The sequence below is a fragment of the Pseudomonas sp. GW531-T4 genome, assembly GCF_017349615.1.
GTDB classification, from domain to species: Bacteria; Pseudomonadota; Gammaproteobacteria; order Pseudomonadales; family Pseudomonadaceae; genus Aquipseudomonas; species Aquipseudomonas chlororaphis_I.
In genome coordinates this window covers 106,673-131,944 of the sequence record NZ_JACMZT010000016.1, presented here as the reverse complement: position 1 = coordinate 131,944, position 25,272 = coordinate 106,673, and the positions used below count along the sequence as shown (strand labels likewise).

Sequence of the window (25,272 nt, the reverse complement as noted above, 5' to 3'; positions counted from 1 at the left end):
ACTTCTTCATGTCCAATGATTCCCAGCCCCTGTGCAAAGGCCTGATCCGGGCTCTGATGTCGAGCGGTGTGCCTGTCGAGGTCGGCGTACCGCTGCACAACCACGATCCGAACGGGTACTCGCCGTATTCCCTGGAAAACCGCAACTTCAATCAACGCAGTGGGCTATCGCAATGAGTCAGAACCTGAGCCAGACCTTCCTCGCGATCACCCGCAATGGCACCGACCTGGAATGGTTGCAAGGCGCCCTGGCGCCACTCGGGCAGGTGGTCAGCGCAGGCAGCGGCAGCCTCGACGAGTTGCTGGCGCTGGTGGATGTGACGTGCGCCAGCCTGGTCTTCGTCGGCCTCGATCGTGAGCATGTGGTCACCCAGGCGGCGCTGATCGAGGGCGCGCTGGAGGCCAAGCCGATGCTGGCCATCGTCGCCCTGGGCGATGGCATGGACAACCAACTGGTACTCAACGCCATGCGCGCCGGGGCCCGCGACTTCGTGGCCTACGGCTCGCGCTCCAGCGAGGTGGCCGGCCTGGTACGGCGCCTGAGCAAACGCCTGCCCCAGGTCACGCCAAGCACCCAGCTCGGCGGCCTGACCGTGCTCTACGGCACCCAGAGCGATGCCGATGGCGCCCTGCTCGCCAGCCATCTGGCGCTGGTGGTGCAGAAGAGCAGCCAGCAGACCCTGTTGCTCGACCTCGGCCTGCCGCGCGGCGACAGCCTGGCGCTGCTGGGGCTGGAAAGCTCGTTCCACTTCGGCGATGCCTTGCGCCACCTGCGGCGCCTGGATGCGACCCTGATCGACAGTGCCTTCACCAGCACCGACGCCGGGCTGCGGATCCTGGCCTACGCCGGCCATGACGAGCCGCTGGAGCGCACCAGCGCCGCCGAGCTGTACATGCTGCTCAGCGCCCTGCGCCAGCATTTCCAGCACATCGTGGTGAACCTCACCGGGCAACCGGACAGCGAAGCCCTGCGCACCTTCGTCGGCCATTGCGACAAGTTGCTCTGGTACACCGACCAGAGCGTGCTCGACTGCCGCCGCAACCTCGCGGTGCTCAACCTCTGGCGCGAAAAAGGCATGAAGCTGGAACACGCCCGCCTATTGGTCGACCGCTACCTGCGCGGGGTCGCGCCGGATGCGGAAACCCTGGGCAAGAGCTTTGCCCTGGAAGTGATCGCGGTCCTGGCCTACAGCCCCGAGGTGCGTCTCAACGCGAAAAACCAGGGCGTCACACTGTTCGAACTGGCCCCCCGCGAAGGCCTCACCCAAGCCCTGAAGACCCTCGGCGAGCGCCTGGCCAGGCGCTCCCAAGGACTGCCCACGGCAAGGCCCGGCTGGTTCGAGCGCCTCAGGGGAAGTCGATGAGCACAGAAAAACTTTTTGGCGCCCAGCCCCACAGCCCCATCGGCAACACCGATCACGAGGGCCTGAAGCTGGTGCTGCATCGCTACGTCATCGACGCCATCGAGGAGTCGGGAAAAAACCTGCTGGAAGGTTCGCGCCAGGCACTGGCACGCTTCATTACCGACAAGGTGGCCGAGTACATCTCCCGCCTGCACCTGGCGATTTCCCGCTATGAAATGGAGCGCCTGGCCGAAGAACTGGTGGACGAACTCACCGGTTTCGGCCCGCTGGAAGTGTTGCTGCGCGACCCGGCAGTGACCGAGATCCTGGTCAACGGCCCGCACCGGGTGTTCGTCGAGCGCGATGGCGTGCTGCACCAGAGCGACCTGCGCTTCATCGACGCGCACCATGTGGAGCGGGTCATGCAACGCATCCTCGCGCCCCTGGGCCGACGCCTCGACGAGTCCTCGCCCATGGTCGATGCCCGGCTGCCCGACGGCAGCCGGGTCAACGCCATCATCCCGCCGATCGCCCTCGACGGCCCTTGCCTGTCGATCCGCAAATTCCGCAAGGACATGCTCAAGAGCAGCGACCTGATGGCCATGCAGACCATCGACCAGGCCATCTTCGAATTCGTCCAGGAGGCCGTGGGCAAGCGCTGCAACATCCTGATCAGCGGCGGCACCGGCACCGGCAAGACCACCCTGCTGAATATTCTCAGCCAGTTGATCAACCCTCACGAACGCCTGGTGACCATCGAGGACGTGGCCGAACTGCAACTGGGCCATCCCCATGTGGTGCGCCTGGAAACCCGGCCGCCGAACGCCGAAGGGCACGGCGAGGTCAAGGCCAGCGACCTGATCCGCAACGCCCTGCGCATGCGCCCGGACCGGATCATCCTCGGCGAGATCCGTGGCGTCGAAGTGCTCGATGTGCTGACGGCGATGAACACCGGCCACGACGGCTCCATGAGCACCGTGCACGCCAACAATGCCCAGGATGCCCTGCTGCGCCTGGAAACCCTGGTGGGCCTGACCGGGCGCCAGGTGGCCGAACGCACCCTGCGGCAGATGATCTGCGCGGCCCTGGACGTGGTGATTCAACTGACGCGCCTGCCCGATGGCCGGCGCTGCGTCAGCGAGGTGGTGGAAGTGGTCGGCGTGCGCGAGAACATCTACGTCACCAACACCCTGTTCCGTCTGAACCGACGTAGCGGTTTCGGCTTTCTGCGCGAAGCGGCCAACCCCGCTGGCGACAAGCTGCGACGCGACGCCGACTTGCCCATCAACTGAGCCAGGGAGCGCCACCGCATGCTGGGTCCCGTGCTGCTTGCCCTCCTGTGCCTGACCCTGCTGGGGCTGTCGGGCTGGATGTTCTACAGCGGCCTGCGCCAAGCCCGCACCGCCCGGGTGCTCGACCGCCTGGCCCAGGGGCAACCGCAACCGAGCGTGGAAAAGACCTCCTGGAACCGGCTTGAAAGGGCCTTTCTGCGCGCCGGCCTCGGTCGTCCCACCGAGCGCCTGGGGCTATGGCTGGCGGTCTGGGCCGCGGGCTGCATGCTCGGGTATGGGCTGGGCAAGTGGCCGGGGTTGCTCGCCCTGCTCGTCGCGCCTCCCCTGTTGCTGCGCCTGTACATCAGCTGGCTGTACCGGCGGCGCCTCAAGCGCATGATCGAACAACTGCCGCCATTGCTCGACCATGCCGTGCGCAGCCTCAAGTCGGGACGCACCCTGGCCGACGCGGTGCTGGGCGGCATCGCGGCCGCCGACAATCCGTTGCAGCACGCCATGGGCCGGGTCCAGCGCAACGTGTTGCTGGGGGTCAACCTGCCGGATGCGGTGGCCGACTTCGCCGAACTGTACGAGCGCGATGAACTGCGCCTGTTCGCCCTCGGGCTCAAGGTCAACCACCGCTATGGCGGCAATGCCAGCGAGCTGCTGGAAAACCTGATCAAGCTGATCCGCGAGCGCGACCAGGCCGCCCGGCAACTGCGCGCCATGACCGGCGAAACCCGTATCACGGCGATGGTCCTCGCGGCCCTGCCGGTGTCACTGGCCGGCTATTTCCTGATAGCCAACCCGACCTACCTGATGAGCATGTGGAACCAGAGTGGCGGCCAGATGATGCTGCTGGCCGCCTTCGGGTTGCAGGTCGTCGGTTGCGCGCTGCTCTGGCGCATGCTGCGGAGTGTTTGACATGACGGCCTTGCTGATCAGTGCGCTGCTGTTTCTCGCCGCCATGCTGCTGATGCTGAGCAGCTGGCTGGAGCAGCGCCGGCGCACGCGCCAGGTGACCGAACGCCTGCTGGGACACCTGGCGCGCGACAACCCACTCGGCAACTGGCTGCATGTGCTGGGCGACAGCAAGATCGGCCAGCATGCGGTCAGGCTCGACAACGAAACCCAGTTGCTGCTCAACCGCCTGGGCTGGCGCAGCGCGCGGCAACGCTCGCTGTTCGCCGCCTGCCAGATCGGCGTACCGATTCTCGCCCTGGGCCTGACCCTGGTGATCCAGGGGGTGTTTTTCCCGGCGGCGAAAAACCACTGGGTCGCCCCGGTGTTCGCCCTGAGCCTCGGCTACCTGTTGCCCAAGCGTCTATTGGCCATGGCCGCCAGCAGGCGGCAGAAACAACTGGCGGTCGATATCTCCACCTTCATTCCCCTGCTGCGCATCCTGTTCGAATCGGGCATGGCGGTGGAACAGGCCCTGCGGGTGTTGAGCAAGGACGCGCAGAAACTGCTGCCGGCCCTGACCCAGGAATTGCGCCTGGTGCTGGCCCGGGTGGATTCCGGCCTGGAACTGGGGGAAGAACTGAACAAGTCCGCGCGGCTGCTGGCCGTCGATGAGTTCACCGACACCTGCGTGATCCTTCAACAACTGATCCACCAGGGCGGTGGGGCGATGAAGTCGTTGCAGTCGCTCAAGCTGCTGCTCGATGACCGGCGCCTGACGCGCCTGCAGGAATACATCTCAACGATGTCGGCGAAAATGTCCGTGGTGATGATGCTGTTTCTCTTCCCGGCGCTACTGATCGTCCTGGCCGGACCTGGCGTCAGCGCCATTGCCCGGGCTTTCGCCCAATAGATAGAAGGAAGCCGCGGCTCACAGCGAATGGCAAAGCCGGCCTGCAGGATGCAGCAAACCCTCGGGGCTGCCGGGGTTTGCTGCGCGTCGGGAGGGATCAGTGCGCGGTCACGCGCTGGCGCAACCCCGAGTTGCTGGGTGCCAGCGCCAATGCCAGTTGGGTGCGGTTGTGCATATGGGTCAGGCGCAGCACCTGGGACACATAGAGCTTCACAGTGTTTTCCGTGATCCCCAGTTCACAGGCGATCTGGTAGTTGGTCTGCCCCTTGCCCACCAGGCGAGCCACATCCAGCTGCCGGGGCGACAGCTGGCTGAAGATCGCCGGGATTTCGACCTGCTCCACCTCGCCGCCGCCCTGGTCCGACGCCTGCGTCGTCGGTGGCGCGAGTGGCGTGCGACGCACTTTGTCCAGGTCCTGGTAAAGGTCGTCGATGGATTCGGAAAGGAACTGCAGCTTCTGGTTCAGATGCCCCAGCTGCAGGTTTTTCTGCCGCTCCTGCAAGGTCGCTTCCTGGCGCTGCAGGCCGGCCAGCAGTTCATCGAGGTCGATGGGTTTCTGGTAGTAATCGGCGATACCGGCGCGCAAGGCCTTGATCACATCCTGCTTGTCGGCCTGGCCGGTGAGCATGATGGCTTCGAAGACCCGATGCTTGCCGGCGATACGCTGCAGTTCCTGCACCAGCTGGATGCCATCGAGATCGGGCATGTGCAGGTCGCACAGCACCAGGCCGATTTCAGCATCTTCATTGAACTGCTGGATCGCCTGACGGCTGGACTCACAAGGGACACAGCGATAACCGCTGCCTTCAAGAAACTCGCAAAGTTCTTCGACTATCAGCGACTGGTCGTCGACCACGAGTACTTTGATGCCGGATATAAGCTTGTTCACGCGCAACTCCATGCCTGGCAAGCCCAAGACGAATGTTCCTGCCCTGCCGCGTCCACTTCGGGCAGGTACAGGATAAACGTAGACTACTTTCCGACTATGTACATAGAGATAGGCCGCACGACGACTAGCGGATCCACAGCAGGGTCAGGGCCATGCCGACAAGGACAAAAGGGGCAAAGGCGTACTTTTGCCCCTGCCGCGGATCGAGGTGGCGCAACGACCTTGCCAGTGGTTGGTCGGCAGCGGGCAACAGCCTGGGCGCGAGCAGCCACCACAGGCCGCTGGCCAGCGCGGCACCGATGAAGGTACCCAGCAGGTGCAAGGGGTCGGACGCCAGCCCCAGGGCCGCCAGGAGCTTCACGTCACCGCCGCCCATCCGACCCAGCACATAGCCCGGCACGGTCAGCAGCAACGCCAGCAACAGCGCCTTGCCCCCGTCCACCGCATCGGCGCCCAGCCAGGTGTTGCCGGCCCACAGCAAGTAACCCAGCGCCAGCAGCGCGACCCCCAGGGTCAAGCCGTTGGCGAGATGACGCTGGCGGATATCCTGCACCGCGCACAGCCCCAGCCAAGCCAAGAGAATCCAGTTCTGCATCGGTTAAAAAACATCCCTTCTGGCTGAATGATCCTATGCTGACATGACCCACTAGCAGTCAGGGTAGACGCCGCCGTGAAAGTGAACCTGCCGGGAAAACAAAAAGGTGCCGTGGCCATCGAGTTCGCCATGGTCTTCATCATCTTTTTCGCCGTGTTTTATGGCCTGGTCAGCTACAGCGTGCCGCTGTTGATGGTGCAGTCCTTCAACAAGGCGACTGCCGAAGCGGTGCGGCGCAGCGTCGCCCTGGACCCGACCATGCCCGGTTATGACGCCGCCCTGATAGCACGCGCGAAGACCACCTTGCGCGAGCAACTGACCTGGATTCCGGAGGCCTTCGACTTCGACGCCAACAGCGCCAGCGATGCCACCGTGACTTACGCGGGCGGCCTGCTCACGGTGCGGGTCCACTACTCCACCGACAAGCTCAGGCAGGTCATCCCCTTCCTGGTGCTGCCGGGCATGGGCAGCGTGCCCGCCCTGCCGGCGAACCTCAGCGCTCAGTCGAGTCTGCAATTTTGAGCTCGGGCGACAAACTCCTCGGGCGCTTTCTCGGCCGGACCACGCCCCAGGCGCTTCCTCCCGCGCCACCCCTGGCCACGCCCGGGGTCGGCCTGCTGGTGCATCTGGACCACAACGCCCAGGTGCTGCAAATGACCGGCCCGCTGCGCCACGCCCTGGCCCAGCCACCGGCCGCCGAGGGACCGGCGCCGCTGCTGGATTACCTGCTGGCGCACAGCGCGCTGAGTGTCGAAGGCAGCCCTGGCGACTGGCAGGGGCACGTGCTCGACCTGGACTTTCAGGGGGCTGGCGAGCAAACCCTGCACCTGCGCGGCTGGGTGCAACCGTCCACCCAAGGCTGGTTCCTGCACCTGCTGGATATCGGCGACCTGCTGCTGGAACGCCAGCAGGCGCAGCAGCGCCAGGACTGCCAGCAGTTCGCCGCGCAGATCAGCGAGCAACTGCGCCTGTGCAGCCTCTTCCGCCTGCCCGAGGTGCTGCATGAGCAACTCCATGCCCTGGCCCAGCACTGGCATATCCCCTGCCTCGCCCTGGCGCTGCTCGACGACCAGGAACAGGGTTGGTACATCCATGGCCTGTATCAGGCCGCCGAGGCACCGCAGCTGTGGCACAAGGGCCAGGTCCTGGGTACCGGGCTGGACAGCCTGAACGGCAATGCCCCGCAGTCGCTGACCTTCACTCAAGGCCTCGGCGACCATCCGCGCCTGCAACGTGCGTTCGGCAACAGCGAGGGCTTTGTCGTGCCCTTTCGCGACGATCATGGCGTCGCGGCCTGGCTGCTCTGCGGCTTCTACCCGGCGCGCCAGCTGGCACCGCAATTGAGCGAACGGGACTGGCTGCAATTGAGCGCCGCCCTGGCCGGGCCCCTGCTCGGACGCTTGCGCGAACAACAGCACCATCACCAGCTGGAGCGCCTGGAGGCCCTGCAAGGTTTGCTCGGCACCGGGTGGTGGGAGCTGTTCCCGCAAAACAACGAGATCCAGCTGGCGCCGCAGCTGGCCCTCAACCTGCTGCTGGAACCCCAGACCCGGCGCCTGTCGCTGCAGGCTTGGCTGGCCCTGATCCACCCCGCCGATCGCCAGGAGCTGAGCAGCCGCCTGCAGGAGTTACGACAGGGTAAACCCCTGCTGCTCTGCGTACGCTTGCAGCGGGCCGACCCGCAGTTGCCGGCCATCTGGTACCGCCTGCAGGGGCAGGCCCTGGGCATTGGCCAGAACCAGCGTTTTGTCGGTTTCATGCTGGACATCAGCGACATCAAGAATCAGGAACAACAGGCAGCTGCGGCCCACGCCCGGCTGGACAACCTGATCGCCCATTCGCCGGCGGTGATCTATGTCCAGCGCTATGTCGAGGGCGCGCTGCAGCCGACGTTTTTCAGCGACAGCCTGCAACCGCTGCTCGGCTGGAGCCTGAGCGACTGCAAAGACGGCGCCCTGGCGGAACGGGTGCATGCCGACGACCGCGACCGTTACTTCGAACGCAACCGGCAACTGCTGCGCGAAGGCGCGGTGCGCAGCCGCTACCGCCTGCTCGACAGCCATGGCGAATACCACTGGGTGCTCGACGAGGCCAGGCTGCTGCGCGACGACCTGGGCATGCCGGTCGAGGCCGTCGGCCTGTGGCTGGACGTCACCGACGCCACCCTGGCCGCCGAGCAGATCCGACTCAGCGAGGAGCGCTATCGGATCCTGGTGGAAGACTCCCCGGCGATGATCTGCCGCTACCTGCCCGACCTGACCCTGACCTTCGGCAACCGGCCCCTGGCGACCTACCTGGAATGCCCGCCCGAACAACTGGCCGGGGCCAACCTGGGCGACTGGCTGTCCGCCGAACAACACGCCGCCTTCGTGCAACGCATCCGCCAGCTGACCCCGGAATTTCCGGTCAGCACCGCGGAAATCAACCTGCAACTGCCGGGGCGTGAACACGCCTGGTGGGTCTGGTCCGACCGCGGGGTATTCGACGCGCAAGGGCGCCTGCGGGAGATCCAGGCCGTCGGCCGCGACAATACCGAAGTCCGTCGCTCCCAGCTGCAACTGATGCAAAGCGCGAAGATGGCCACCCTGGGTGAAATGGCCACCGGGCTGGCCCATGAAATCAACCAGCCGCTGAATGTCATGCGCATGGCCATCGTCAACGTGCTCAAGCGCCTGAACAACGGCGACGTGCAACTCGACTACCTGCAGGACAAGCTCAAGCGCATCGATGCCCAGGTCCAGCGGGCCGGCCGGGTGGTGGACCATATGCGGGTGTTTGGCCGCAGCTCGGAAATCGAACAGCAACCTTTCGACCCGGCCCAGGCCGTGGAAGGCTGCCTGTCGCTGCTGGCCGACGGCATGCGCGGCAAGGGCGTGGAATTGCGTATCGCACCAATCGACCTCAAGGTGCAAGTCCGCGGCCACGTCGATCAGCTTGAGCAAGTCTTGATCAACCTGCTGGTCAATGCCCGGGACGCACTGCTCGACCGGCGCGAGCAGGATCCGGACTGGCGGCCCTGGATCGCGATACGCGCCGAGCATGACCCGCAGCGGGTGCGGCTGCTGGTCGAAGACAATGCCGGCGGCATCGACCCACGCCTGCTGGGGCGCATCTTCGAGCCCTTCTTTACCACCAAGCCGGTCGGCGTGGGCACCGGGCTCGGGCTCTCGGTGAGCTACGGCATAGTCGAGAACATGAGCGGACGCCTGAGCGTCAGCAACACCGGCGAAGGCGCCTGTTTCTGCATCGAACTGCCGCTGGTACAGAGCGATCAGAGCACCAGGTAAGCCCGGCCGGCCTGGCCGCAGGTGAGGTTGGCGCCCACGTCGACCCGGCCCAGATCGATGCCCAATACCGCCAGGACATTGTTCAGCAGCGGGTCCAGCAACGGGCCGAGCAAGGCGCCGATCGCCGTGGCCAGCAGGCCGACCACACCGTTCAACGCCGACAACAGAGTATTGAGCACCACCCCGAGCAGGCTGCCGATGGTGGGTGGATGCTGAATCAGCGAGATGCCGGTCAGCGACGCGCGCAGGCTGCTGACCACATTGGATGCGGTCACGCTGTGCCAATCGTCGTCCGCCAGCTCCTGCTTCATTTTCGGTGGATTGACGAAGGTGAAATTCGGCTCGTGGGTGCCGGCGATCCACGTGTCAGCACCCGGCACATCGATCATCAACTCGCTGCCGCCGCCGGCAAACGGGGTACGTGCCCCGCAAGGACCAGACAGCCCCTGGCAGGTCCTCGCGCCGATATCCACCAGCGGCAACGGACTCACGCTGACCTGAGTGGTCGAAGACGCCCAGTTGCTGGCGTCCACCCGACCGACCTTGAGCTTGACCGCGGAGGTGGTGGTGTCGACGGAAAGACTGTTGTCGCTGTCGCTGGCGCAGGTATAGCCAGTGACATGACTGTCGCCAGCCGCCACTTCAAGGCTGATATCCAGGTTCGCGCCGTCCGGCAGGATCAGCAGGTCGGTCTTTACGCAGGAGACGCCGAGCACACAGCTGAGATTGAGGCTGAGAGCTGTATTGAGCGTACCCACCAACGGCGCCAGCACAGCATTCACCGCCTGCAGCACGCTGTTGATCAGCGAGAGATCCACCGTCAGCAATGCACGCACCTGAGCGGTACGCACATAGATGCGATTGGGCCCCAGCGGGTCGGCGGCGGCCAGTTCCGGGTTGCCGATCGCGAACTCGGGGGGTGACACGATCTTGACCCGGGTGGTGACGCCCGCCAGCCCCAACACACTCACCGGCAGCTCGACGGCCGCGGCGCTCTGGCTGCTGGCCAGTTGCAGGAACGCCTCGACCAGGCTCAGCAGCTGGACGTTGGCATCCAGCCCGGCGTCCGCGGTGCCGGTCTGCAACTTCAACAGGTCACCCAGCTTCACCGGAACCGTATTGATCGCAGCGGCCTTGATGCTGCCCAGGGCTGTCAGCACCTCGAGGGTGGCGTCATTTCTCTGGGCCACGCTGATGGCGGTCTGGAGCAGTTGGGTAATGTCGGTATCGACGTCGAGCAGCTCACTGTAGTTTCCGGCGCTCACATTCAGGTCGATGGCCAGCTGATTCAGGTAACTCAGCAGGCTGATGTCGGTATCGACCAGGCCTTGCCAACCGAGCAGGCTGACATTGATCGCGCTACCCGCCAGGCCACCGAGGGCCCCGTTCAACAGGTTGAGATCGACCAGCGTGCTGCGAATCGTCAATTGCGCCAGCGGCGGCTTGGGCTGAGCCGCCACCGCCGTGGCACTCAATGAAGTCGTGGCGCTAACGGGATTGTCGGAAAACAGATTGGTTACGCCGAGGGCAATGCTGGTGGGCACCCTCTCACTGACCACCACCCGGATGGCGCTGGCCTGGCTGGCATTGGGGCTGAAGGTGCGCAGGTTGTCGGCACCGGTCTGCAGCGATCCACAAGTGGCTGTCAGCGGCCTGTCGTCTCCCACCGCAAAGCCGTTGCGCGTCGCGCTTTCTCTGGCGAATGCCGCCGCGCTGAGTCCGGCCTGGCAATTGCCACCCCTCGCCACCGCCTCCAAGGCGGCGTTATCGGCCACTCGCTGCAACTCGCGCTGATCCAGGTACAGGCGCCCGCTGTCGACCACCACCAGCGTGCACAACACCGCCGTGCCCAACGCCAACGCCCCTATCAGACCAATAGCGCCACGCTGCCGAGCCGGTCCGGAAAACTGCGTGCGGGGAAACATGAAGCACTCCTTTGCCGGCGCACCGCCGGGCGCAACCTCCGCTGGGTGAAAGGAGTGTAGTCAAGGCTGCAACACAACGCTGGCGACCTGCCAGCGCTGTGTTTGGGAAGTGGCCGCGGTGGAATGCCGCAACTTACCTGGGCGGATAGTTCGCCAGGATCCGGCCGACGGTCTCCCTGATCGCCGTGCTGCGATCGGCGGGGTTCGGCGTGCTGCTGAGTATCTGCTCGTCGCTGCCGCGCCACACCAGCTTGCCGTCCTTGCCATCGAGCAGGTCGATCTGGATGGTGGCGACCTTGTAGGTGATGTTGCGGGTTTCGTTGTACATCGGCGCGCCCCAGTAGCCGTTCCACGGGCCACCCCAGCCGCCGCCGTAATTGGTGGTGACCTGCTGCTGGCGGTTCTCGACGATCAGGTAAGTCTGAACGTTGAGATCAGCCTTTTTACCCGCCGCGGCCGGACGCAGGCCGCGCTGGTCCAGTTGGTCGCTGACCGCCTGGCGGATGCGCTGTTCGGTCAGGTCGCTCTTGATCCGCGGATCGTCGGGGCGGTATTGCAGGGCGGGTTCCTTGAAGCTCCAGCTGCGATAGGCAGCGAAGTCGCGACTGGCGTCGAAGTCATGGTTGACCTGGTTGGCGGCGCAGGCGCTGAGCAGCGCGGCCAGGGCCAGTGAAGCAAGAGGGCGGAACATGATGTGTCTCCAGAAGAGCAAATGCACCTGAAGGGATGTCGCTAGGTCTGTACGAAAGTTGGCGAGCGAAGCCTGTTTTCAACCCAGCCCATCGCGCAGCTTCGTACGGAGCCTAACTAGGAGGATACGCCGCCATGGCCTTTTCCACAGCCTCGCGCAACGCATCGGCGCGCTCGCTCAGGCTGCCCTGGCTCGAGGTTTCCGCGCTGGCGCTCCACACCGGCTGGCCACTGCCGCCGTCGAACAGGTTGACCCGCACCACCACGACTTCCACCTCGTAGGTACGCACCACCGGCACTGTGTTGTACATGCCGTAGCCGGGGCCGTAGCGGTTGTAGCCATAACCTCCGTAACCGTAGCCGTAGTCGTCCTGCACCTGGCGCAGGCGCTTTTCCAGGTGCAGGTCGGCGCTGACCCACAGGTCCGCCGGGCGGTTGTCGTGCAGCGGGCGCAGGCCGCGCTGGTCGAGGGCGTTGCTGACCGCCTCGGCGACCTGCGCCGAATCGGCCCAGGCCGAGCCGTTGGGCAGGCGCCCGTCGCGCCAGGCCCAACTGCGATAGCGGCCATAGTCGCGCTGGGGCGCCGGATAGGCGCTGCGGTCGAAGGTGCCGGCCGCCTGCGGGGGCGCCGGCGGCAACGGATTGGAACTGGCGACATAGGGATTGGGGCTCTGGCAGGCCGCCAGCCCCAGGGACATCACAAGCAAACCAGCGTGGCGTTTCATTTCGGGCTCCGCTCAGACAGGACGGCAAATCCAGTGCAGGTAACGCCCAAGCCCGGCAAAGCTTGGGTGACGACGATAGGCCAACTCCATTTCCAACAGATCCAGCAACTCGGCGCGGGCCTGGAATTCCACCGGCATGTAGTCGTGGAAAACACGTACCCCGCTCTGGGTTTCGACCTGCCACAAGCCGTCGAGTTGCGCCGCCAGCTCCCGTGGATCGAGGGGCTGTTGCGGGGTCAGGCTCTGCTTCTCGCCGGCCATGTCGTTCTTGCGCATCTTGCGAAAGTGGCCCTTGAGCAGGTTGCGATAGATCAGCGCATCGCGGTTGTAGAAGGCCAGCGACAGCCAGCCGTCCTGAGTGGTCAGTTGATGCAGCACCGGCAGGATCGCGTGGGGCTCGGCCAGCCATTCCAGCACCGCATGGCACAGCACCAGGTCGTAGGGTTCGGTGAGCTGGCCCAGCAGGTCCTGCCAGGGCGCCTGGATAAAGGTCGCCTGCTGGCCGGCCTCGGCGAAGCGCTGGCGGGCGCCTTCGAGCATCGGTTCGGCCGGCTCGGCCAGGGTCACCTGATGGCCACGCTGGGCCAGCCACAACGACATGTGCCCCAGCCCGGCGCCGATATCCAGCACCCGCAGCGGCCGGTCCGGCAAGGCTTCGGCCAGGTCCGCCTGGAGCACCGCCAGGCGGATCGCGCCCTTGGCGCCGCCGTAGATCTTTTGGGCGAAACGGGTCGCCAGCTGGTCGAAATGACGGTCGCTCATCAACTGAACCGCCGTTCGCTGTCGGCCAGCTTGCTGCGCACCACCTGCTCCAGGTCCAGGCCCAGCTCGCTGCACAGCAGCAACAGGTACAGCACGATGTCACCGACTTCCTGGCCGGCGTGGGCCAGCTTGTCCGCCGGCAGTTGCCGCGACTGGTCTTCGCTCAGCCACTGGAAGATTTCCACCAGCTCGGCCATCTCCACGCTGGCGGCCATGGCGAGGTTCTTCGGGCTGTGAAATTGCCGCCAGTCATTGCGGTCGCGAATGGCGTGCAGGCGTTGGGTCAGTTCGTCTAGGTTCATCGGGGTCTCCTGAAGGCGTATAGCTTCGGGGGGATGGCGAGTGAAGGCAAGGCCCGTACCGCCCCTCTCAATCGATAACGCTGAACTCGACCCGCGCCGTCTGCCCGCCTTCGTCCAGCACGCTCAGTTGATAAGGCCCCAAGCGTTCGAAGCTGGCGTTGATACTGTCCTGGTTGGCACTCTCGCCCAGCGGCTCGCCGTTGACGAACCACCAGCGCCGGCCGCTGCCGCCCAGGGCCGACAGCTTGAGCCGCAGCAGTTCCTGGCTGGCCGCCGGGCGACGCAACCGATCGCCCTCGCGCACGCCGACGATGGACAAAGGCGCCGCTGCCGCCAGCGCCGGCCCCGGGCACTCCGGGTCATTGGCCGGCAGGCGCGCTTCACGCCGTTCGATGCGCGGCAGCCAGGGCTCCAGCGGCGCCGGCCACAGCGCGATATCCCGCGCCTGCGCCCCCGGGCACTTGGCGTCGACCCGCAGGCCCTTGGCATTGACCCAGACTTTTTCCAGCAGGCCGACACCCAAGGGTTGATCCGCCGCCTGCAAGGTCGGCGGCGTGGTGCCGTCCAGGGTCCAAGCGAAACGCTGGCGGCGGCAGTTCGGATCGCTGCGGCTCATGGGCTGGCCCAGCGGCCAACAGATCGCCGCCACACCGACATTCATCGGCACCGGCTGCACCGGCGCGCTGATACCGCGCTGGCTGTCGCGGTTGATCAGCACATCGTGCACTTGCAGCATCAAGGGCGCCGCCGAGGCCAGGCCGAACTGGCCCGGCACCGGGGTGCCGTCCGGGCGGCCGATCCAGATGCCGATCAGGTAGCGCGGCCCGACGCCGATCGCCCAGGCGTCGCGAAAGCCGTAGCTGGTACCGGTCTTCCAGGCCAGCACCGGGCGCTGCACCAACTCGGCCCGCGGATCGCGGTCCGGGCGCGCCTGACCGCTGAGAATGCGCCGCACGATCCACGCCGAACCGGGGGACAACAAGGGCCGCTCGCGCAACTCATCGTCCGGTTGCAGGCGGAGGCTGGCGCTCTTGCCGCCACGGGCGAAGGCGCTGTAGCCGCTGACCAGGTCCTCCAGGCGGCTGCCGGCGCCGCCGAGAATCAGCGCCAGGTTCGGTTCCGCCAGCGCCGGCAAGGTCAGGGGCATGCCACCGATGCGCATCTCGGCGGCAAACCGTTTCGGTCCGTAGGCTTCCAGCAGTTGCACCGCCGGCAGGTTCAACGAAGTGGCCAGGGCGGTGCTGGCCGACACCGCGCCGCTGAAGCCCATGGAAAAGTTGCCCGGCCGGTAGTCGCCATAACGCCGGGGCACGTCCTGCAGCAGCGATTCGGAATGGATCAACCCGGCATCCAGCGCCATGCCATAGAGGAAGGGCTTGAGGGTCGAACCCGGCGAGCGCATGGCGCTGATCATGTCCACATGGCCGAAACGCCGCGCATCGTTGATATCCACCGAACCCAGGTAGGCGCGCACGGCCATGCTCTGCGCCTCGACCACCAGGATCGCCGCCGAGGTGTGTTCCGGCAGGCGCGCGCGCCAGCCCAATAGCAGGTCTTCCAGGCGCCGTTGCAGGTTGGCGTCCAGGGTGGTGCGGATCAGTGGCGGGCTGTCCGGACGGTTCAGCCGCCGCGCCAGCAAGGGCGCCAGGCTCGGCTCCAGCCGCGGCGCCAGCAACAGGGGTTCCTGCAAGGCTTCGTCCACCGCCGACTGCGGCCAGACCTGGAACTGCGCCAGGCGCTGCAGCACCTTGTCCCGGGCCGCCTGTGCCCGCGCGGCATGCCGGTCCGGGCGCAGCCGGCTCGGCGCCTGGGGCAGCACCGCCAGCAGCGCGGCTTCGGCGTGGGTCAGGTGCTGCGGCGACTTGCCCAGGTAAGCCCAGCTGGCCGCGGCCACCCCTTGCAGGGTGCCGCCGAACGGCGCGCGGTTGAGGTAGAGCGCGAGGATCTGCTGCTTGCTCAGGTGCCATTCCAGCTGCGCGGTGCGCCACAGCTGGCGCAGCTTGCCGTGCCAGGTTCGCGAGTGCGGATCGAGCAAGCGCGCCACCTGCATCGACAGGGTGCTGCCGCCGGACAACACCCGCCCGCCGGTGAGGTTCTGCCAGGCAGCGCGCACCAGCGCCATCGGGTTGACCCCGGGATGGCTGTAGAACCAGCGGTCTTCGTAGGTCAGCAGCGCGTCCAGGTAATAGGGCGAGACTTCGTCGGTGCGCACCGGATAACGCCAGACCCCATTGGCATCGGCGAAGCGCCACAGTGGCGTGCCATCCTCGGCCAGCACCACCCGCGCCAGGTCATCCTTGGGCAGCGGCAGCGGCCAGATGCGGTCGGCCAACCAGAGCCCGGCCCACAGCAGCAACAGGCCGCCCAGCACCATCCGCAGGACTCGCCAGCCACGGCGGCCGCCCGGTTGCGCTGATGGCAAGCCGGGCGACTTTGCCTGGCCGGATATTCGCCACCAGAAACTGCGCAGGCGCGATACAACTAATCGAAAAATCAAACCCGCGAACCTCTATGCTTGGAACGGAACTCGCCAGCGCGATTGATGGCCAAAGGCTCAGGTCTGGCAAGCACGCCAACTTTTTCATCAGGATGCACGCATGCAGGTAGAAAGCTTCTTTGAATGGCTCGGCCAGGCGCTGGGCTCGGTCATACGGTTTATCGTCGATGGCCTCAGCGGTCTGTTCAACGCCCTGACGAACGCCGGCGGCAACTTTATCGACGGCTTGTCGCGGGCGCTGGGCATGGACACTTCGATCATCAGCATCATCACCCTGATCGTCGGGCTGATGCTGCTGTACTCGGCGGTCCGCGCCTTCATGCGCGCCTCGATCGTCATGGGCATCATCTGGCTGCTGCTGGGGCTGTGGCTGCTGAGCTGGGTGGTGCACTGACCGCCCGACAGTTGATCGCCGGCAAGCTCGCGCCTGGCGGGGCGAGCTTGCCGCAATCCCCTTCTCAACGCCCCTTGATCACCATCTCCGGCAGGGTTTCACCCACGGCCTGCCAGTTCGGCCGGTACATCGACTCCACTTGCGGCGGCGGCACACGATAGGTGCCGGGCGTGACCGCGCGTGCCAGGTACAGCAGGTGCGTGACGCTGTCGTAGCCGTCCAGGTTCAGCGCCGCCACGTAGCGGTCATCGCGGAACTCCTGGTGCTTGAGGCTGGCGTTCTGCATCGACTCACGCCATTCCTTGACCTGGCTGCTGGCGTTTTCCAGGCTGGCGGCGCTCTGCGCCAGGTTCTGGTTTTCCAGCTCCAGGCCGGCCGGCAGCAGGTCCACCACCAGCGCATCCGGTACCCGTTGCTTGGCGCTGACCGCCAGGTGCACCAGCACCAGGTCGCCGCTGCCCAGGGCCCGCAGGTCCAGCGGCTGGCCGTTCATTCCCAGGTATTCGCGACGAATGCTCAGGTTCTCGCCACCGGCCAGCGGCGCATGCTGTGGATAACCGGAAATGGTCAGTTGCTGGTACACCGGTTCGCTGCCCTGATTGCGCACCGACAACGGCGACGCCAACAATGCGCCTTGCAGTTTCAGGCCCGGCTGGCCGTTGTTCAGCTCGCGGCTTTCGGCGCCACTGCTCAGTTGCGCGGTCCAGCTGGCTTCCGGCTTGCCCAGCAGGCCACGACCGGCGAGGAACAGCGAGTTGCGCTCCTGGGTCGACAGGTACGGGCTGGCCGCCAGCTGGTCGGACAGCTCGAACAGCCGCTCCTCGCGCTTGCCCTTGGCCAGGTCGTTCTCTTCCAGCAGCGCCAGGATCAGCGCCTGATCCCGTAGCGGGCTGCCATAGTCGGCCAGCCAATCCTTGCTGTTGCGCGAGGCCGCAAGGCCGGCGGTCAAGGCCTGCTCGGCCCGTGGCTGGTCGCCCATTTTCTGCAGGGCGATGGCCAGTTGCACCAGCGGCAGGCCGGAGCGGGCATCGGTGCGCCGTTCGAACAGGCTGCGCAGCGCGCCCAGCGGCGCCTGTTGACTGCGCGCCAATACCAGCCCGGCGTAGGCCTGCACGGCAAAGCGCGTGTGCTCGGCGTTTTCGCTGTAGTTGACCTCGATCAGGTTGCGCTCCTGCAGGTAACGCAGCAGGCGTTCGTTGGCCTTCTTCAGCGCCTCGGCCGGCACCGCGAAGCCCTGGTCGCGGGCCCGCAGCAGGAAGTCGGTGACGTAGGCGGTCAGCCAGTATTCCTCTTCGCCGTCCGCGCCCCACAGGCCGAAGCTGCCGTTGTAGCGCTGCATGCCCAGCAGGCGTTCGATGCCCAGCTCGATCTTGCGCTTGCGCTCGGCATCCGGCTCGCCTTCCAGGCCCAGGCGTTTCAGGCTGACGGCATCGGCGTACAGCGCCGGGTACAAGCCGCTGGTGGTCTGCTCCAGGCAGCCGTAGGGGTAGGCCTTGAGTGCGCGGATCTGCTCGCCGAGGTTCAGCGGTGGCCGGCTCGACAGGCTCAGCAGCGCTTCGCGCCCGGCCGGTTCGAACGCCGCCAGCTCGCCTTCCGGCAGGCTCCACGGCTGATCCTTGAGCACCGCGCGGTAATGCCTGAGCAACGCCGGATAGGCCGGTCGCACCCCCAGGGTCCATTCGCGGCTGAACGGCGGCAGGCTCTCGCCGGGAAGATCCAGGCCATTGACCAGCACCTTGACCTTGCCCTGGCCGAAGCCGCCCAGCGCCCGCACCGGGATACGCAGCGTGGTGCGCTGGCCCTGGGTCAGTTGCACGCTCTGATGGGTTTCGTTGACCAGCGCCAGCTGGCCTTCGGCGCTCAGTTGCACATCGAGTTTCTGCGCCTTGCCCGACAGGTTGGACAGGTCCAGCGCCAGGGTAGTCTGGTCGCCGCCGGCGAGGAAACGCGGCGCCGACAGTTCGGCGATCAGCGGCGCGGCAACCACCGTCTTGCCTTCGGCCATGCCGTAGCGCTCGTCGGTCCAGGCCTGGGCCATCAGGCGCACTTCGCCGTTGAAGTCGGGAATGTCGACGCTGACTTCGCCTTCACCCTGCTCGTTGAGGGTCACCGGCGCGCTTTGCAGGGCGACGATGGTGACGCTGGTGTCCGGACGCTTGCCGCCCTTGGCCAATGCCGCGTCACCACCGAAGGCCAGGCTGGCCAGGCGGCCCTGGCCGGCTTCGATCAACTGCCCGTAGATATCCAACTGGTCGGCGCCATAGGCCTTGCGCCCGAACAGGCTGGAGTACGGGTCCGGGGTCGGGTATTCGGTGATGTTGAGGATGCCCACGTCCACCGCCGCCAGCAGCACATGAGCCTCTTTCGGCACGCTGCCATCGGCGTTCTTCGCCTGGATCTTCACCTTGAGCGGCTGCTTGGGGCGCATTTTTTCCGGTGCCGTCAGGGTCAGGCCGAGCTTGCGCTGGGTGCGATCCAGCGGCAGGTGCAATACACCTACCGCGCGTTTCGGGGTGATGTTGGCCTTGCGCTCGCCGGGGCGGATGACCAGCGCGCTGACGTACAGGTCGTGGCGCGCCCACTTCGGATCGAGCTTGACCGCGAAGCTCTTGCCCTCGGCCGGCACGTCGATTTCCTGCCACCACAACGGGCCGTCACTGGACTCCACCAGCAGGTAACCCTTGCCGGCGGCCGGCGGGGTCACCGTGACGTTGGCGGTGTCGCCGTCGCCATACAGCGGTTTGTCCAGCGCCAGCTTGACCTGGTCGGGGCGCACCGCGCCGCCTTCGGCGTTGTCCTGGGAACGGTAGCCGGCCCAGAAACGCAGGCTGCTGACCAGCCCGGTCTGCGGATCCTCGACCTCGACGCGATAAGGGCCCCACTCCACCGGGAAGCTGACCTTCGCGGTATCGCCAGCCTTGATGCTCAGGGTCTGTTCGTCCTGGGTGAGGAATTTCTCGTTGAAGTGATAACTCCAGCCGTCGCTTTCCGAGTAGTTCCAGTAGTAGTCGCGGCGCTCGCGCACCAGGCGCACCTTGAGGTTGTCGGCGGCCAGCTTCTGGCCTTCGTTGTTGGCCACCAGCAGTTCGAATTCGACCGGGCCATCGCCGTCGGTTTCCGTGCCGTCGAACAGCGCCCGCAGCCCCGGCAACCGGTCCGCCGGCCACACCGGCAGCACCACCCGCCGGGTGATCGGACGACCGCCCGATTCCTGCAGGCTGCCCTGGACGATCAGTTGCAGCGGCGAACGGGCCCCGGCCCATTTGCTTTCCAGGGCGATCACTTCTTCGCCGTTTTCATCCAGCGTCGACTCCTCGATCTCCAGGTCCTGGCTCAGCTCTTCTTCGGTGATCGAGCCGAACTGGTAGCCCGGCAAGGCCTTGACCGCCTCGCGCAGCGGCCGCACGTAAAGCTGGCCGCTCAGGCGATTGCCGGCGGCCGGAGCGCCATACAGGTAACGACCGTTGACGCCGATCTCGACGGTCTCGTCCGGCTTGAGCGGTGTGTCGCTGCCCTTGAGTTCCAGCGCCAGGCGCTCAGGCAGGAAATCTTCCACGAGAAATTCGTACAGCTGCGGCTTGCCGTCGCCGAGGTCGAACACCAGCTGCCAGCGCCCGGTCGGCGCTTCGCCGGCCAGTTGCAGCTGGTACTGATAAAGCCCCGAGGCATCGGCGCCCCAAACGAACTTGCGGCTGACCTGCTCATCCGGCCGGCGCACTTCGACGCTTACCGGCTGCGGCTTGACCGCATTGCCATCCTTGTCCCGCAGCAGCGCGTTGAGCAGCACGGTTTCGCCGGGGCGATACAGGTCGCGGGGGCCGAACACGAAGAACTGCAACGGATGGGGCTGGGGGCCGCCGATATTGAATTCGGCCAGGTCCAGGGCGGCGCCGTTCAAGCGCAGCAGGCTGGTCTGCTCGCCCTGGTGGGCCAGCAGCACTTCGGCTTTCTTCGGCAGCGGCAGCTCTGCATGGCCACCCTTCTCGGTCTTGCCCTGGCCGAGCACGCGGCCTTCGCCGTCCAGCAGTTCCAGGCTGACGCCGTCCAGCGCCTTGCCGCCTTCCAGGGCCTGGGTAAAGACATCCAGGCGGTTCTGGTAACGGTGCACCGACAGGCCGATGTCGCTGAGGGTGAACAGGGTCGCCGGCTGCGAATAGTTGTAGGTGCCCGAGGCGCGCATCACCGCCAGGTACACGCCCGGCTGTTGCAGCGGCTTGAGCCCGGCGATCGGCAGCAGCAGGGTTTCCCGGGTATTGCGCGCCGGGTTGAGGTCGAAGCGGCCGCCATACACCAGGTCGGCCATCGGCAGCAGTTCGCGGGACTCGTAACTGTGCAGGCTGTTATTGCGCCCCCACTGGGCGAGGAACACCGGCAGCGACTCAGGCTTGATGCGGAAGAATTCGACATCGACCTTGTCGACGTTCAGCGCGATCACCGGCAGGCCTTCGGCGAGACGGGTCGGCAACAGGGTGCCGCGGCTGGCGAAACCGACCGTGGCCTGCAGGTCGCGGGTTTCCAGGCGGCTGACGTATTCGGCGGCCAGGGTCGCGTCGTTCACCCCGCGCAGCCCGGCGTCGACGGTCAGCACCAGTTTGCGCTGCGGCTCCAGGTGCCGCAGGCGCAGTTCCATGAAGTTGTCCGACAGCTCCCAGGCGCCGTCGACCTTGCCGCTCTTGCTGTCCACCAGATGCAGCTTGTCGGCGAACTTCTGCTGCGGGTCCAGGGGCACCGAGAAACTCACCGACAGCGTGCTGGCTCCGTCGAGCTGCACCTCGGACACGTCCACCACGCTCAACTCGCGACCGGCGTAGCGTTGCTTGAGGACAGCGACATCCTGCACGGGCCGAGCCTTGGCCGCGGGCACCGCCGCTGTCGGAGCCGAAGTGGTCGCCGCCTTGTCGGAGGTCGAGGAATCGCAAGCGCTCAGCAAGGCCAGCGCACAGGCCAGGAACAATCCTTTGTTAAGCATGGGGCACTCATAGGCAGGAGTATCGAAGGGTTGAACTATATCTCACCGCCGTCCGGCTGGCTGTGGCGCAGCGCACATTGATCGATAGAGGGCCCATCACCCGCAGCTTCTTTGTAGGAGCGAAGCTTGCTCTCGATCAGCCGCAAGCGGCGCTTGCGCTGCCTGAGCAGATCCGTAAGCAATGGCCGAACATGCCGACGCCAATCGCGAGCAAGCTTCGCTCCTACAGGATTTGCGGCGTGATTGGGGTGGCATGGCCGGCCGGGCAAGCAGCTACAATGCCGGCTCTCGCAAGGAGCCTGCATGTCCAGCCTGATTTCTGCCTGGCGCCACCGTCCGACCCATGGTCGGGTGTGGGCGCTGGCCGCGCCGATGATTCTTTCCAATATTTCCGTGCCGCTGGTGGCGCTGGTCGACAGCACCGTCATCGGCCATTTGCCTCACGCCCACCAGCTCGGCGCGGTGGCGGTCGGCGCCAGCCTCTATACCTTCCTGGCCTGGGCCATGGGTTTTCTGCGCATGGGCGCCACCGGCTTTGCCGCCCAGGCCGCCGGGCGCGCCGACGGTGCGGCGCTGCGGCAGATCCTGGTACAAGGCCTGCTGCTGGCCATGGGGCTGGCCCTGCTGCTAGGCGCCATAGGCGTGCCGCTGAGCGGCGCGGCCTTGCAGTTGATGCAGCCTTCGGCCGAGCTGGACGAAATGACCCGGACCTTCTTCCATACCCGCCTGCTCGGGCTGCCGGCGGCGCTGGCCAGCATGGCCCTGGTCGGCTGGTTCCTCGGCACGCAGAACGCCCGCGCGCCGCTGGCGATCCTGTTGAGCACCAACCTGATCAACATCGCCCTCAACCTGTGGTTCGTGCTGGGCCTGGACTGGGGCGTGGCCGGCTCGGCCAGGGCCTCGGTGATCGCCGAATGGACCGGCGCGCTGATCGGCCTGGCCATGACCCGCTCGGCCCTGCGCGCCTATCCGGGGCGGATTGCCTGGGCGGCGCTGCAGCGCTGGGCCAGCTGGCGACCGCTGCTGGCGGTCAACCGCGACATCTTCATTCGCAGCCTGGCCCTGCAATCGGTGTTCTTCCTGATCACCGTGCAAGGCGCGCGCCTGGGGGACGCCACCGTGGCCGCCAACGCCCTGCTGCTCAACGGCCTGCTGCTGACCGCCCACGCCCTGGACGGCCTGGCCCATGCGGTGGAAGCCCTGTGCGGCCACGCCATCGGCGCCCGCGATCGCCTGGCCCTGCGCCGTTCGCTGGTGGTGGCCGGCGGCTGGTCGCTGCTGGCCAGCCTCGGCTTTGCCGTGCTGTTCCTGTGCGCCGGGCACCTGTTCATCGAGATGCAGACCGATATCGCCGAAGTGCGCCAGACCGCCTTCATCTACCTGCCTTACCTCGCCGCCCTGCCGCTGATCGCGGTCTGGAGCTACCTGCTGGACGGCCTGTTCATCGGCGCCACCCGCGCCCGGGAAATGCGCAACGGCATGCTGCTCAGCGTGCTCATCACCCTGCCCTGCGCCTGGGCCTTGCAGGGCCTGGGCAACCACGGCCTGTGGCTGACCTTCCTGCTGTTCATGCTGGTGCGCAGCCTGACCCTGCTGGCCTTCGCCCTGGGGCTGCGCCGGCACGACGGCTGGTTCGCTCCGGCCCGCTGAGCCTTCCGGCGAGCATAAAAAAACCACCGCAAGCGGTGGTTTTTTTCGAACGGTCGACCTATCAGGAAGACAGGTACGACGAGCGGGTCAGGCCCAGACGCAGGGCGTCGAGGAACTGGGTACGCTCGCTGGCGCTGATCTTCGCGCTGGCCACCTTGTCGCGGTAGTGCGTCATCAGCTCTTCCGGCGACAAGTGCACGTAACGCAGCATGTCTTCGATGGTGTCGTGGGTCTCGATGCCGGCGTGGTACACGGTGCCGTTCGGGTTCTGGTAGATGTTCACCGAGTCGGTATCGCCGAACAGGTTGTGCATGTCGCCGAGGATCTCCTGGTAGGCACCGACCAGGAACACGCCCAGCAGATAGTCCTCACCCTCTTTCAGGCCATGCACCGGCAGGCTGGTCTCGATGCTCTGCTCGTCGACGTACTGGTTGATCTTGCCGTCGGAGTCGCAGGTCAGGTCCTGCAGCACGGCGCGGCGCAGCGGCTCTTCGTCCAGGCGATGCAGCGGGATGATCGGCAGGACCTGGTCGATGGCCCAGGTGTCCGGCAGGCTCTGGAACACCGAGAAGTTGCAGATGTACTTGTCGGCCAGCTTGTCGTTGAGTTCGTCCAGCACCTGGCGGTGCGAACGCTGGCGCGCCTTCAGCGAGTTGTGCAGGCGCCGGCACACGGCGAAGTAGCACTGCTCGGCCAGGGCTTTTTCGGCCAGGGTCAGCTTGCCGTCGGCGTACTGGGCGGCCACGTCGCTCATGTAGTGGGTGGCGCGCCAGTAGGTCTCGGTGACCATCTCGATGTCGGTCGGGCCCAGCAGGTCCACCAGCCATTGCACGGTTTCCGGCAGGCTTTCCTTGTTCTCGATCAGCGGCACGTCGTCGTTGTGTTTCTCGACGTCGGTCACCTGCACCACCAGCATGGCGTGGTGCGCGGTCAGCGAACGACCGCTCTCGGAGAAGATGTGCGGATGCGGCAGGCTCTGCGCGTCGCAGAATTCCTTGAGCATGCCGACCACGACACCGGCATAGTCGTCCATGTCGTAGTTGATCGAACTGGCGTTGCGCGAGTGGGTACCGTCGTAGTCCACGCCCAGGCCGCCGCCGACGTCGATGTGATCTACCGGCAGGCCGAGGTTGCGCAGCTCGCCGTAGTAACGGATGGCTTCCTTGAAGCCGTGCTGGTAGTCCGCCAGGTTGGCGATCTGCGAACCCATGTGGAAGTGCAGCAGGCGGATGCCCTGGTCCAGGCCGGCGCTGCGGAAACGCTCGACCACCGACAGCAGCTGCGCCGCCGACAGGCCGAACTTGGATTTCTCGCCGCCGGTGTCGGCCCACTTGCTCGATGCCAGGGACGACAGGCGCACGCGCAGGCCGACCTGCGGCTTGACCTTGAGCGTGGCGGCCTCTTCGATCACCAGGGCGACTTCGGATTCCTTCTCGATCACGATGAACACGTTGTGGCCCAGCTTCTGGCCCATCAGCGCCAGGCGGATGAACTCACGGTCCTTGTAACCGTTGCAGACGATGGTCCCGCCTTTCGGCGCCAGCGCCAGCACCGCCAGCAGCTCGGGCTTGGAGCCGGCTTCCAGGCCGATGGAGACGTTCTGGGTGGCGATGATGTTCTCGATCACCGCTTCCTGCTGGTTGACCTTGATCGGGTACAGCGCGGTGTACTTGCTCTGGTATTCCAGGCGCTCGATGTTGGCGTCGAAGGCACCGGTCAGCTGGCGCACGCGGTCCTGCAGGATATCCGGGAAGCGCACCAGCAGCGGCAGGGACAAGCCGCTCTTGCGCAGCTCCTCGACTTGTTCGAACAGGTCGATAGGCGAACTGTTCGGGCCGTTCGGACGAACTTCGACGCGACCGGCGTCATTGATCGCGAAATACCCGGCCCCCCAATGGCGAATCCCATAAACACTGCGGCTGTCCGCAACTGTCCATTGGCTGCCATCGTCTTTGCGTGTGCGTCGTACGGACATCGAAGTCCCCTATAAAGAAGTCATAGAGCGCCACCCCGGTCCGGGGCTGGCGCAGTCTAAAGAATGAAAATGACGATTAGCCTGCAACGAGGACGTAGACCTCGGTTACAGCGCTGAGTTTAGAAACCGGTCATGAACAGGCTCTGTGAAAACCATGAAGACGACGGCAACCTGAATCGGATCAGG

Annotated in this window: 19 protein-coding genes; 9 read left to right on the top strand and 10 right to left on the bottom strand. The window is 65.9% G+C overall.

Annotated elements, in window-relative coordinates:
* Window positions 1-8 precede the first annotated feature (8 nt).
* Genes J4D28_RS15365 through J4D28_RS15345 form a run of 5 tightly spaced genes read left to right on the top strand, consistent with a single transcriptional unit; the run spans window position 9 to window position 4,426 of the window.
* Window positions 9-176 carry a hypothetical protein gene (locus J4D28_RS15365; RefSeq protein ID WP_177477901.1) on the top strand — a complete coding sequence of 56 codons (168 nt, stop codon included), beginning with the start codon at window positions 9-11 and terminating at the stop codon, window positions 174-176.
* The gene (locus J4D28_RS15360; protein ID WP_207246428.1) at window positions 173-1,363 is read left to right on the top strand and encodes a pilus assembly protein; all 1,191 of its coding nucleotides are present in this window, start codon (window positions 173-175) and stop codon (window positions 1,361-1,363) included. Before J4D28_RS15365 ends, J4D28_RS15360 begins: the two co-directional genes overlap by 4 nt.
* Complete coding sequence (locus tag J4D28_RS15355; RefSeq protein ID WP_009046793.1) at window positions 1,360-2,634, top strand: CpaF family protein; 1,275 nt, start codon at window positions 1,360-1,362, stop codon at window positions 2,632-2,634. The genes J4D28_RS15360 and J4D28_RS15355 overlap by 4 nt, the downstream gene beginning before the upstream one ends.
* 18 nt (window positions 2,635-2,652) lie before the next feature.
* On the top strand, window positions 2,653-3,537 hold the full coding sequence (locus J4D28_RS15350; RefSeq protein ID WP_038630517.1) for a type II secretion system F family protein: 885 nt from the start codon (window positions 2,653-2,655) through the stop codon (window positions 3,535-3,537).
* A 1-nt stretch (window position 3,538) separates the two neighbouring features.
* Entirely contained in the window at window positions 3,539-4,426 is an 888-nt protein-coding gene (locus J4D28_RS15345) for a type II secretion system F family protein (RefSeq protein ID WP_009046791.1), read from the top strand.
* 97 nt (window positions 4,427-4,523) lie between these two features.
* Here the strand turns inward: J4D28_RS15345 and J4D28_RS15340 are convergent, their stop codons facing one another.
* Complete coding sequence (locus J4D28_RS15340) at window positions 4,524-5,315, bottom strand: response regulator transcription factor (RefSeq protein WP_103331481.1); 792 nt, start codon at window positions 5,313-5,315, stop codon at window positions 4,524-4,526.
* 124 nt (window positions 5,316-5,439) lie between these two features.
* A complete protein-coding gene (locus tag J4D28_RS15335; protein WP_038630516.1) occupies window positions 5,440-5,910 on the bottom strand; it encodes a prepilin peptidase in 471 nt (156 codons plus the stop codon).
* A gap of 75 nt (window positions 5,911-5,985) precedes the next feature.
* Here J4D28_RS15335 and J4D28_RS15330 point away from each other — a divergent pair, with 75 nt between their 5' ends.
* Both J4D28_RS15330 and J4D28_RS15325 read left to right on the top strand, forming a co-directional pair.
* Entirely contained in the window at window positions 5,986-6,432 is a 447-nt protein-coding gene (locus tag J4D28_RS15330; RefSeq protein WP_009046788.1) for a TadE/TadG family type IV pilus assembly protein, read from the top strand.
* Window positions 6,429-9,197 (top strand): ATP-binding protein, encoded by a 2,769-nt coding sequence (locus tag J4D28_RS15325; RefSeq protein ID WP_103331476.1) that lies wholly within the window; start codon window positions 6,429-6,431, stop codon window positions 9,195-9,197. The genes J4D28_RS15330 and J4D28_RS15325 overlap by 4 nt, the downstream gene beginning before the upstream one ends.
* On the opposite strand, the gene J4D28_RS15320 is transcribed toward J4D28_RS15325, so the two are convergent.
* The 6 genes from J4D28_RS15320 to pbpC all read right to left on the bottom strand — a co-directional run bounded on the left by J4D28_RS15320 (window position 9,182) and on the right by pbpC (window position 15,975).
* Window positions 9,182-11,122 (bottom strand): TadG family pilus assembly protein, encoded by a 1,941-nt coding sequence (locus tag J4D28_RS15320; protein WP_103331475.1) that lies wholly within the window; start codon window positions 11,120-11,122, stop codon window positions 9,182-9,184. The two genes, J4D28_RS15325 and J4D28_RS15320, sit on opposite strands and share 16 nt — an antisense overlap.
* 133 nt (window positions 11,123-11,255) lie before the next feature.
* On the bottom strand, window positions 11,256-11,813 hold the full coding sequence (locus tag J4D28_RS15315; protein ID WP_009046785.1) for a DUF4136 domain-containing protein: 558 nt from the start codon (window positions 11,811-11,813) through the stop codon (window positions 11,256-11,258).
* A gap of 112 nt (window positions 11,814-11,925) precedes the next feature.
* Window positions 11,926-12,537: a DUF4136 domain-containing protein gene (locus J4D28_RS15310; protein WP_009046784.1), complete on the bottom strand. Its 612-nt coding sequence runs from the start codon at window positions 12,535-12,537 to the stop codon at window positions 11,926-11,928.
* Window positions 12,538-12,549: 12 nt separating this feature from the next.
* Complete coding sequence (locus tag J4D28_RS15305; protein WP_009046783.1) at window positions 12,550-13,299, bottom strand: methyltransferase; 750 nt, start codon at window positions 13,297-13,299, stop codon at window positions 12,550-12,552.
* Window positions 13,299-13,601 (bottom strand): MazG-like family protein, encoded by a 303-nt coding sequence (locus J4D28_RS15300; protein ID WP_009041990.1) that lies wholly within the window; start codon window positions 13,599-13,601, stop codon window positions 13,299-13,301. Before J4D28_RS15300 ends, J4D28_RS15305 begins: the two co-directional genes overlap by 1 nt.
* Before the next feature lie 67 nt (window positions 13,602-13,668).
* On the bottom strand, window positions 13,669-15,975 hold the full coding sequence (pbpC, locus tag J4D28_RS15295) for a peptidoglycan glycosyltransferase PbpC (protein ID WP_103331474.1): 2,307 nt from the start codon (window positions 15,973-15,975) through the stop codon (window positions 13,669-13,671).
* Between the two features lie 223 nt (window positions 15,976-16,198).
* On the opposite strand from pbpC, the gene J4D28_RS15290 reads away from it, so the two are divergent.
* Complete coding sequence (locus J4D28_RS15290) at window positions 16,199-16,492, top strand: hypothetical protein (RefSeq protein WP_007921634.1); 294 nt, start codon at window positions 16,199-16,201, stop codon at window positions 16,490-16,492.
* A 64-nt stretch (window positions 16,493-16,556) separates the two neighbouring features.
* On the opposite strand, the gene J4D28_RS15285 is transcribed toward J4D28_RS15290, so the two are convergent.
* Window positions 16,557-21,461, bottom strand: coding sequence for an alpha-2-macroglobulin (locus J4D28_RS15285; protein ID WP_103331473.1), 4,905 nt, complete (start codon window positions 21,459-21,461; stop codon window positions 16,557-16,559).
* Between the two features lie 303 nt (window positions 21,462-21,764).
* On the opposite strand from J4D28_RS15285, the gene J4D28_RS15280 reads away from it, so the two are divergent.
* Window positions 21,765-23,111: an MATE family efflux transporter gene (locus J4D28_RS15280; RefSeq protein WP_103331472.1), complete on the top strand. Its 1,347-nt coding sequence runs from the start codon at window positions 21,765-21,767 to the stop codon at window positions 23,109-23,111.
* A 61-nt stretch (window positions 23,112-23,172) separates the two neighbouring features.
* Here the strand turns inward: J4D28_RS15280 and speA are convergent, their stop codons facing one another.
* Window positions 23,173-25,086 (bottom strand): arginine decarboxylase, encoded by a 1,914-nt coding sequence (gene speA / locus J4D28_RS15275; protein WP_009046779.1) that lies wholly within the window; start codon window positions 25,084-25,086, stop codon window positions 23,173-23,175.
* Between the last annotated feature and the right edge of the window lie 186 nt (window positions 25,087-25,272).

Excerpts from the sequence above, each read along its gene's own strand:
- J4D28_RS15345 (WP_009046791.1), top strand. The coding sequence starts at position 3,539 with ATGACGGCCTTGCTGATCAGTGCGCTGCTGTTTCTCGCCGCCATGCTG.
- J4D28_RS15335 (WP_038630516.1), bottom strand. The coding sequence starts at position 5,910 with ATGCAGAACTGGATTCTCTTGGCTTGGCTGGGGCTGTGCGCGGTGCAG.
- J4D28_RS15300 (WP_009041990.1), bottom strand. The coding sequence starts at position 13,601 with ATGAACCTAGACGAACTGACCCAACGCCTGCACGCCATTCGCGACCGC.
- speA (WP_009046779.1), bottom strand. The coding sequence starts at position 25,086 with ATGTCCGTACGACGCACACGCAAAGACGATGGCAGCCAATGGACAGTT.
- J4D28_RS15360 (WP_207246428.1), top strand. The coding sequence starts at position 173 with ATGAGTCAGAACCTGAGCCAGACCTTCCTCGCGATCACCCGCAATGGC.
- J4D28_RS15290 (WP_007921634.1), top strand. The coding sequence starts at position 16,199 with ATGCAGGTAGAAAGCTTCTTTGAATGGCTCGGCCAGGCGCTGGGCTCG.
- J4D28_RS15310 (WP_009046784.1), bottom strand. The coding sequence starts at position 12,537 with ATGAAACGCCACGCTGGTTTGCTTGTGATGTCCCTGGGGCTGGCGGCC.
- J4D28_RS15280 (WP_103331472.1), top strand. The coding sequence starts at position 21,765 with ATGTCCAGCCTGATTTCTGCCTGGCGCCACCGTCCGACCCATGGTCGG.
- J4D28_RS15320 (WP_103331475.1), bottom strand. The coding sequence starts at position 11,122 with ATGTTTCCCCGCACGCAGTTTTCCGGACCGGCTCGGCAGCGTGGCGCT.
- pbpC (WP_103331474.1), bottom strand. The coding sequence starts at position 15,975 with ATGGTGCTGGGCGGCCTGTTGCTGCTGTGGGCCGGGCTCTGGTTGGCC.
- J4D28_RS15350 (WP_038630517.1), top strand. The coding sequence starts at position 2,653 with ATGCTGGGTCCCGTGCTGCTTGCCCTCCTGTGCCTGACCCTGCTGGGG.
- J4D28_RS15355 (WP_009046793.1), top strand. The coding sequence starts at position 1,360 with ATGAGCACAGAAAAACTTTTTGGCGCCCAGCCCCACAGCCCCATCGGC.
- J4D28_RS15305 (WP_009046783.1), bottom strand. The coding sequence starts at position 13,299 with ATGAGCGACCGTCATTTCGACCAGCTGGCGACCCGTTTCGCCCAAAAG.
- J4D28_RS15315 (WP_009046785.1), bottom strand. The coding sequence starts at position 11,813 with ATGTTCCGCCCTCTTGCTTCACTGGCCCTGGCCGCGCTGCTCAGCGCC.
- J4D28_RS15285 (WP_103331473.1), bottom strand. The coding sequence starts at position 21,461 with ATGCTTAACAAAGGATTGTTCCTGGCCTGTGCGCTGGCCTTGCTGAGC.
- J4D28_RS15365 (WP_177477901.1), top strand. The coding sequence starts at position 9 with ATGTCCAATGATTCCCAGCCCCTGTGCAAAGGCCTGATCCGGGCTCTG.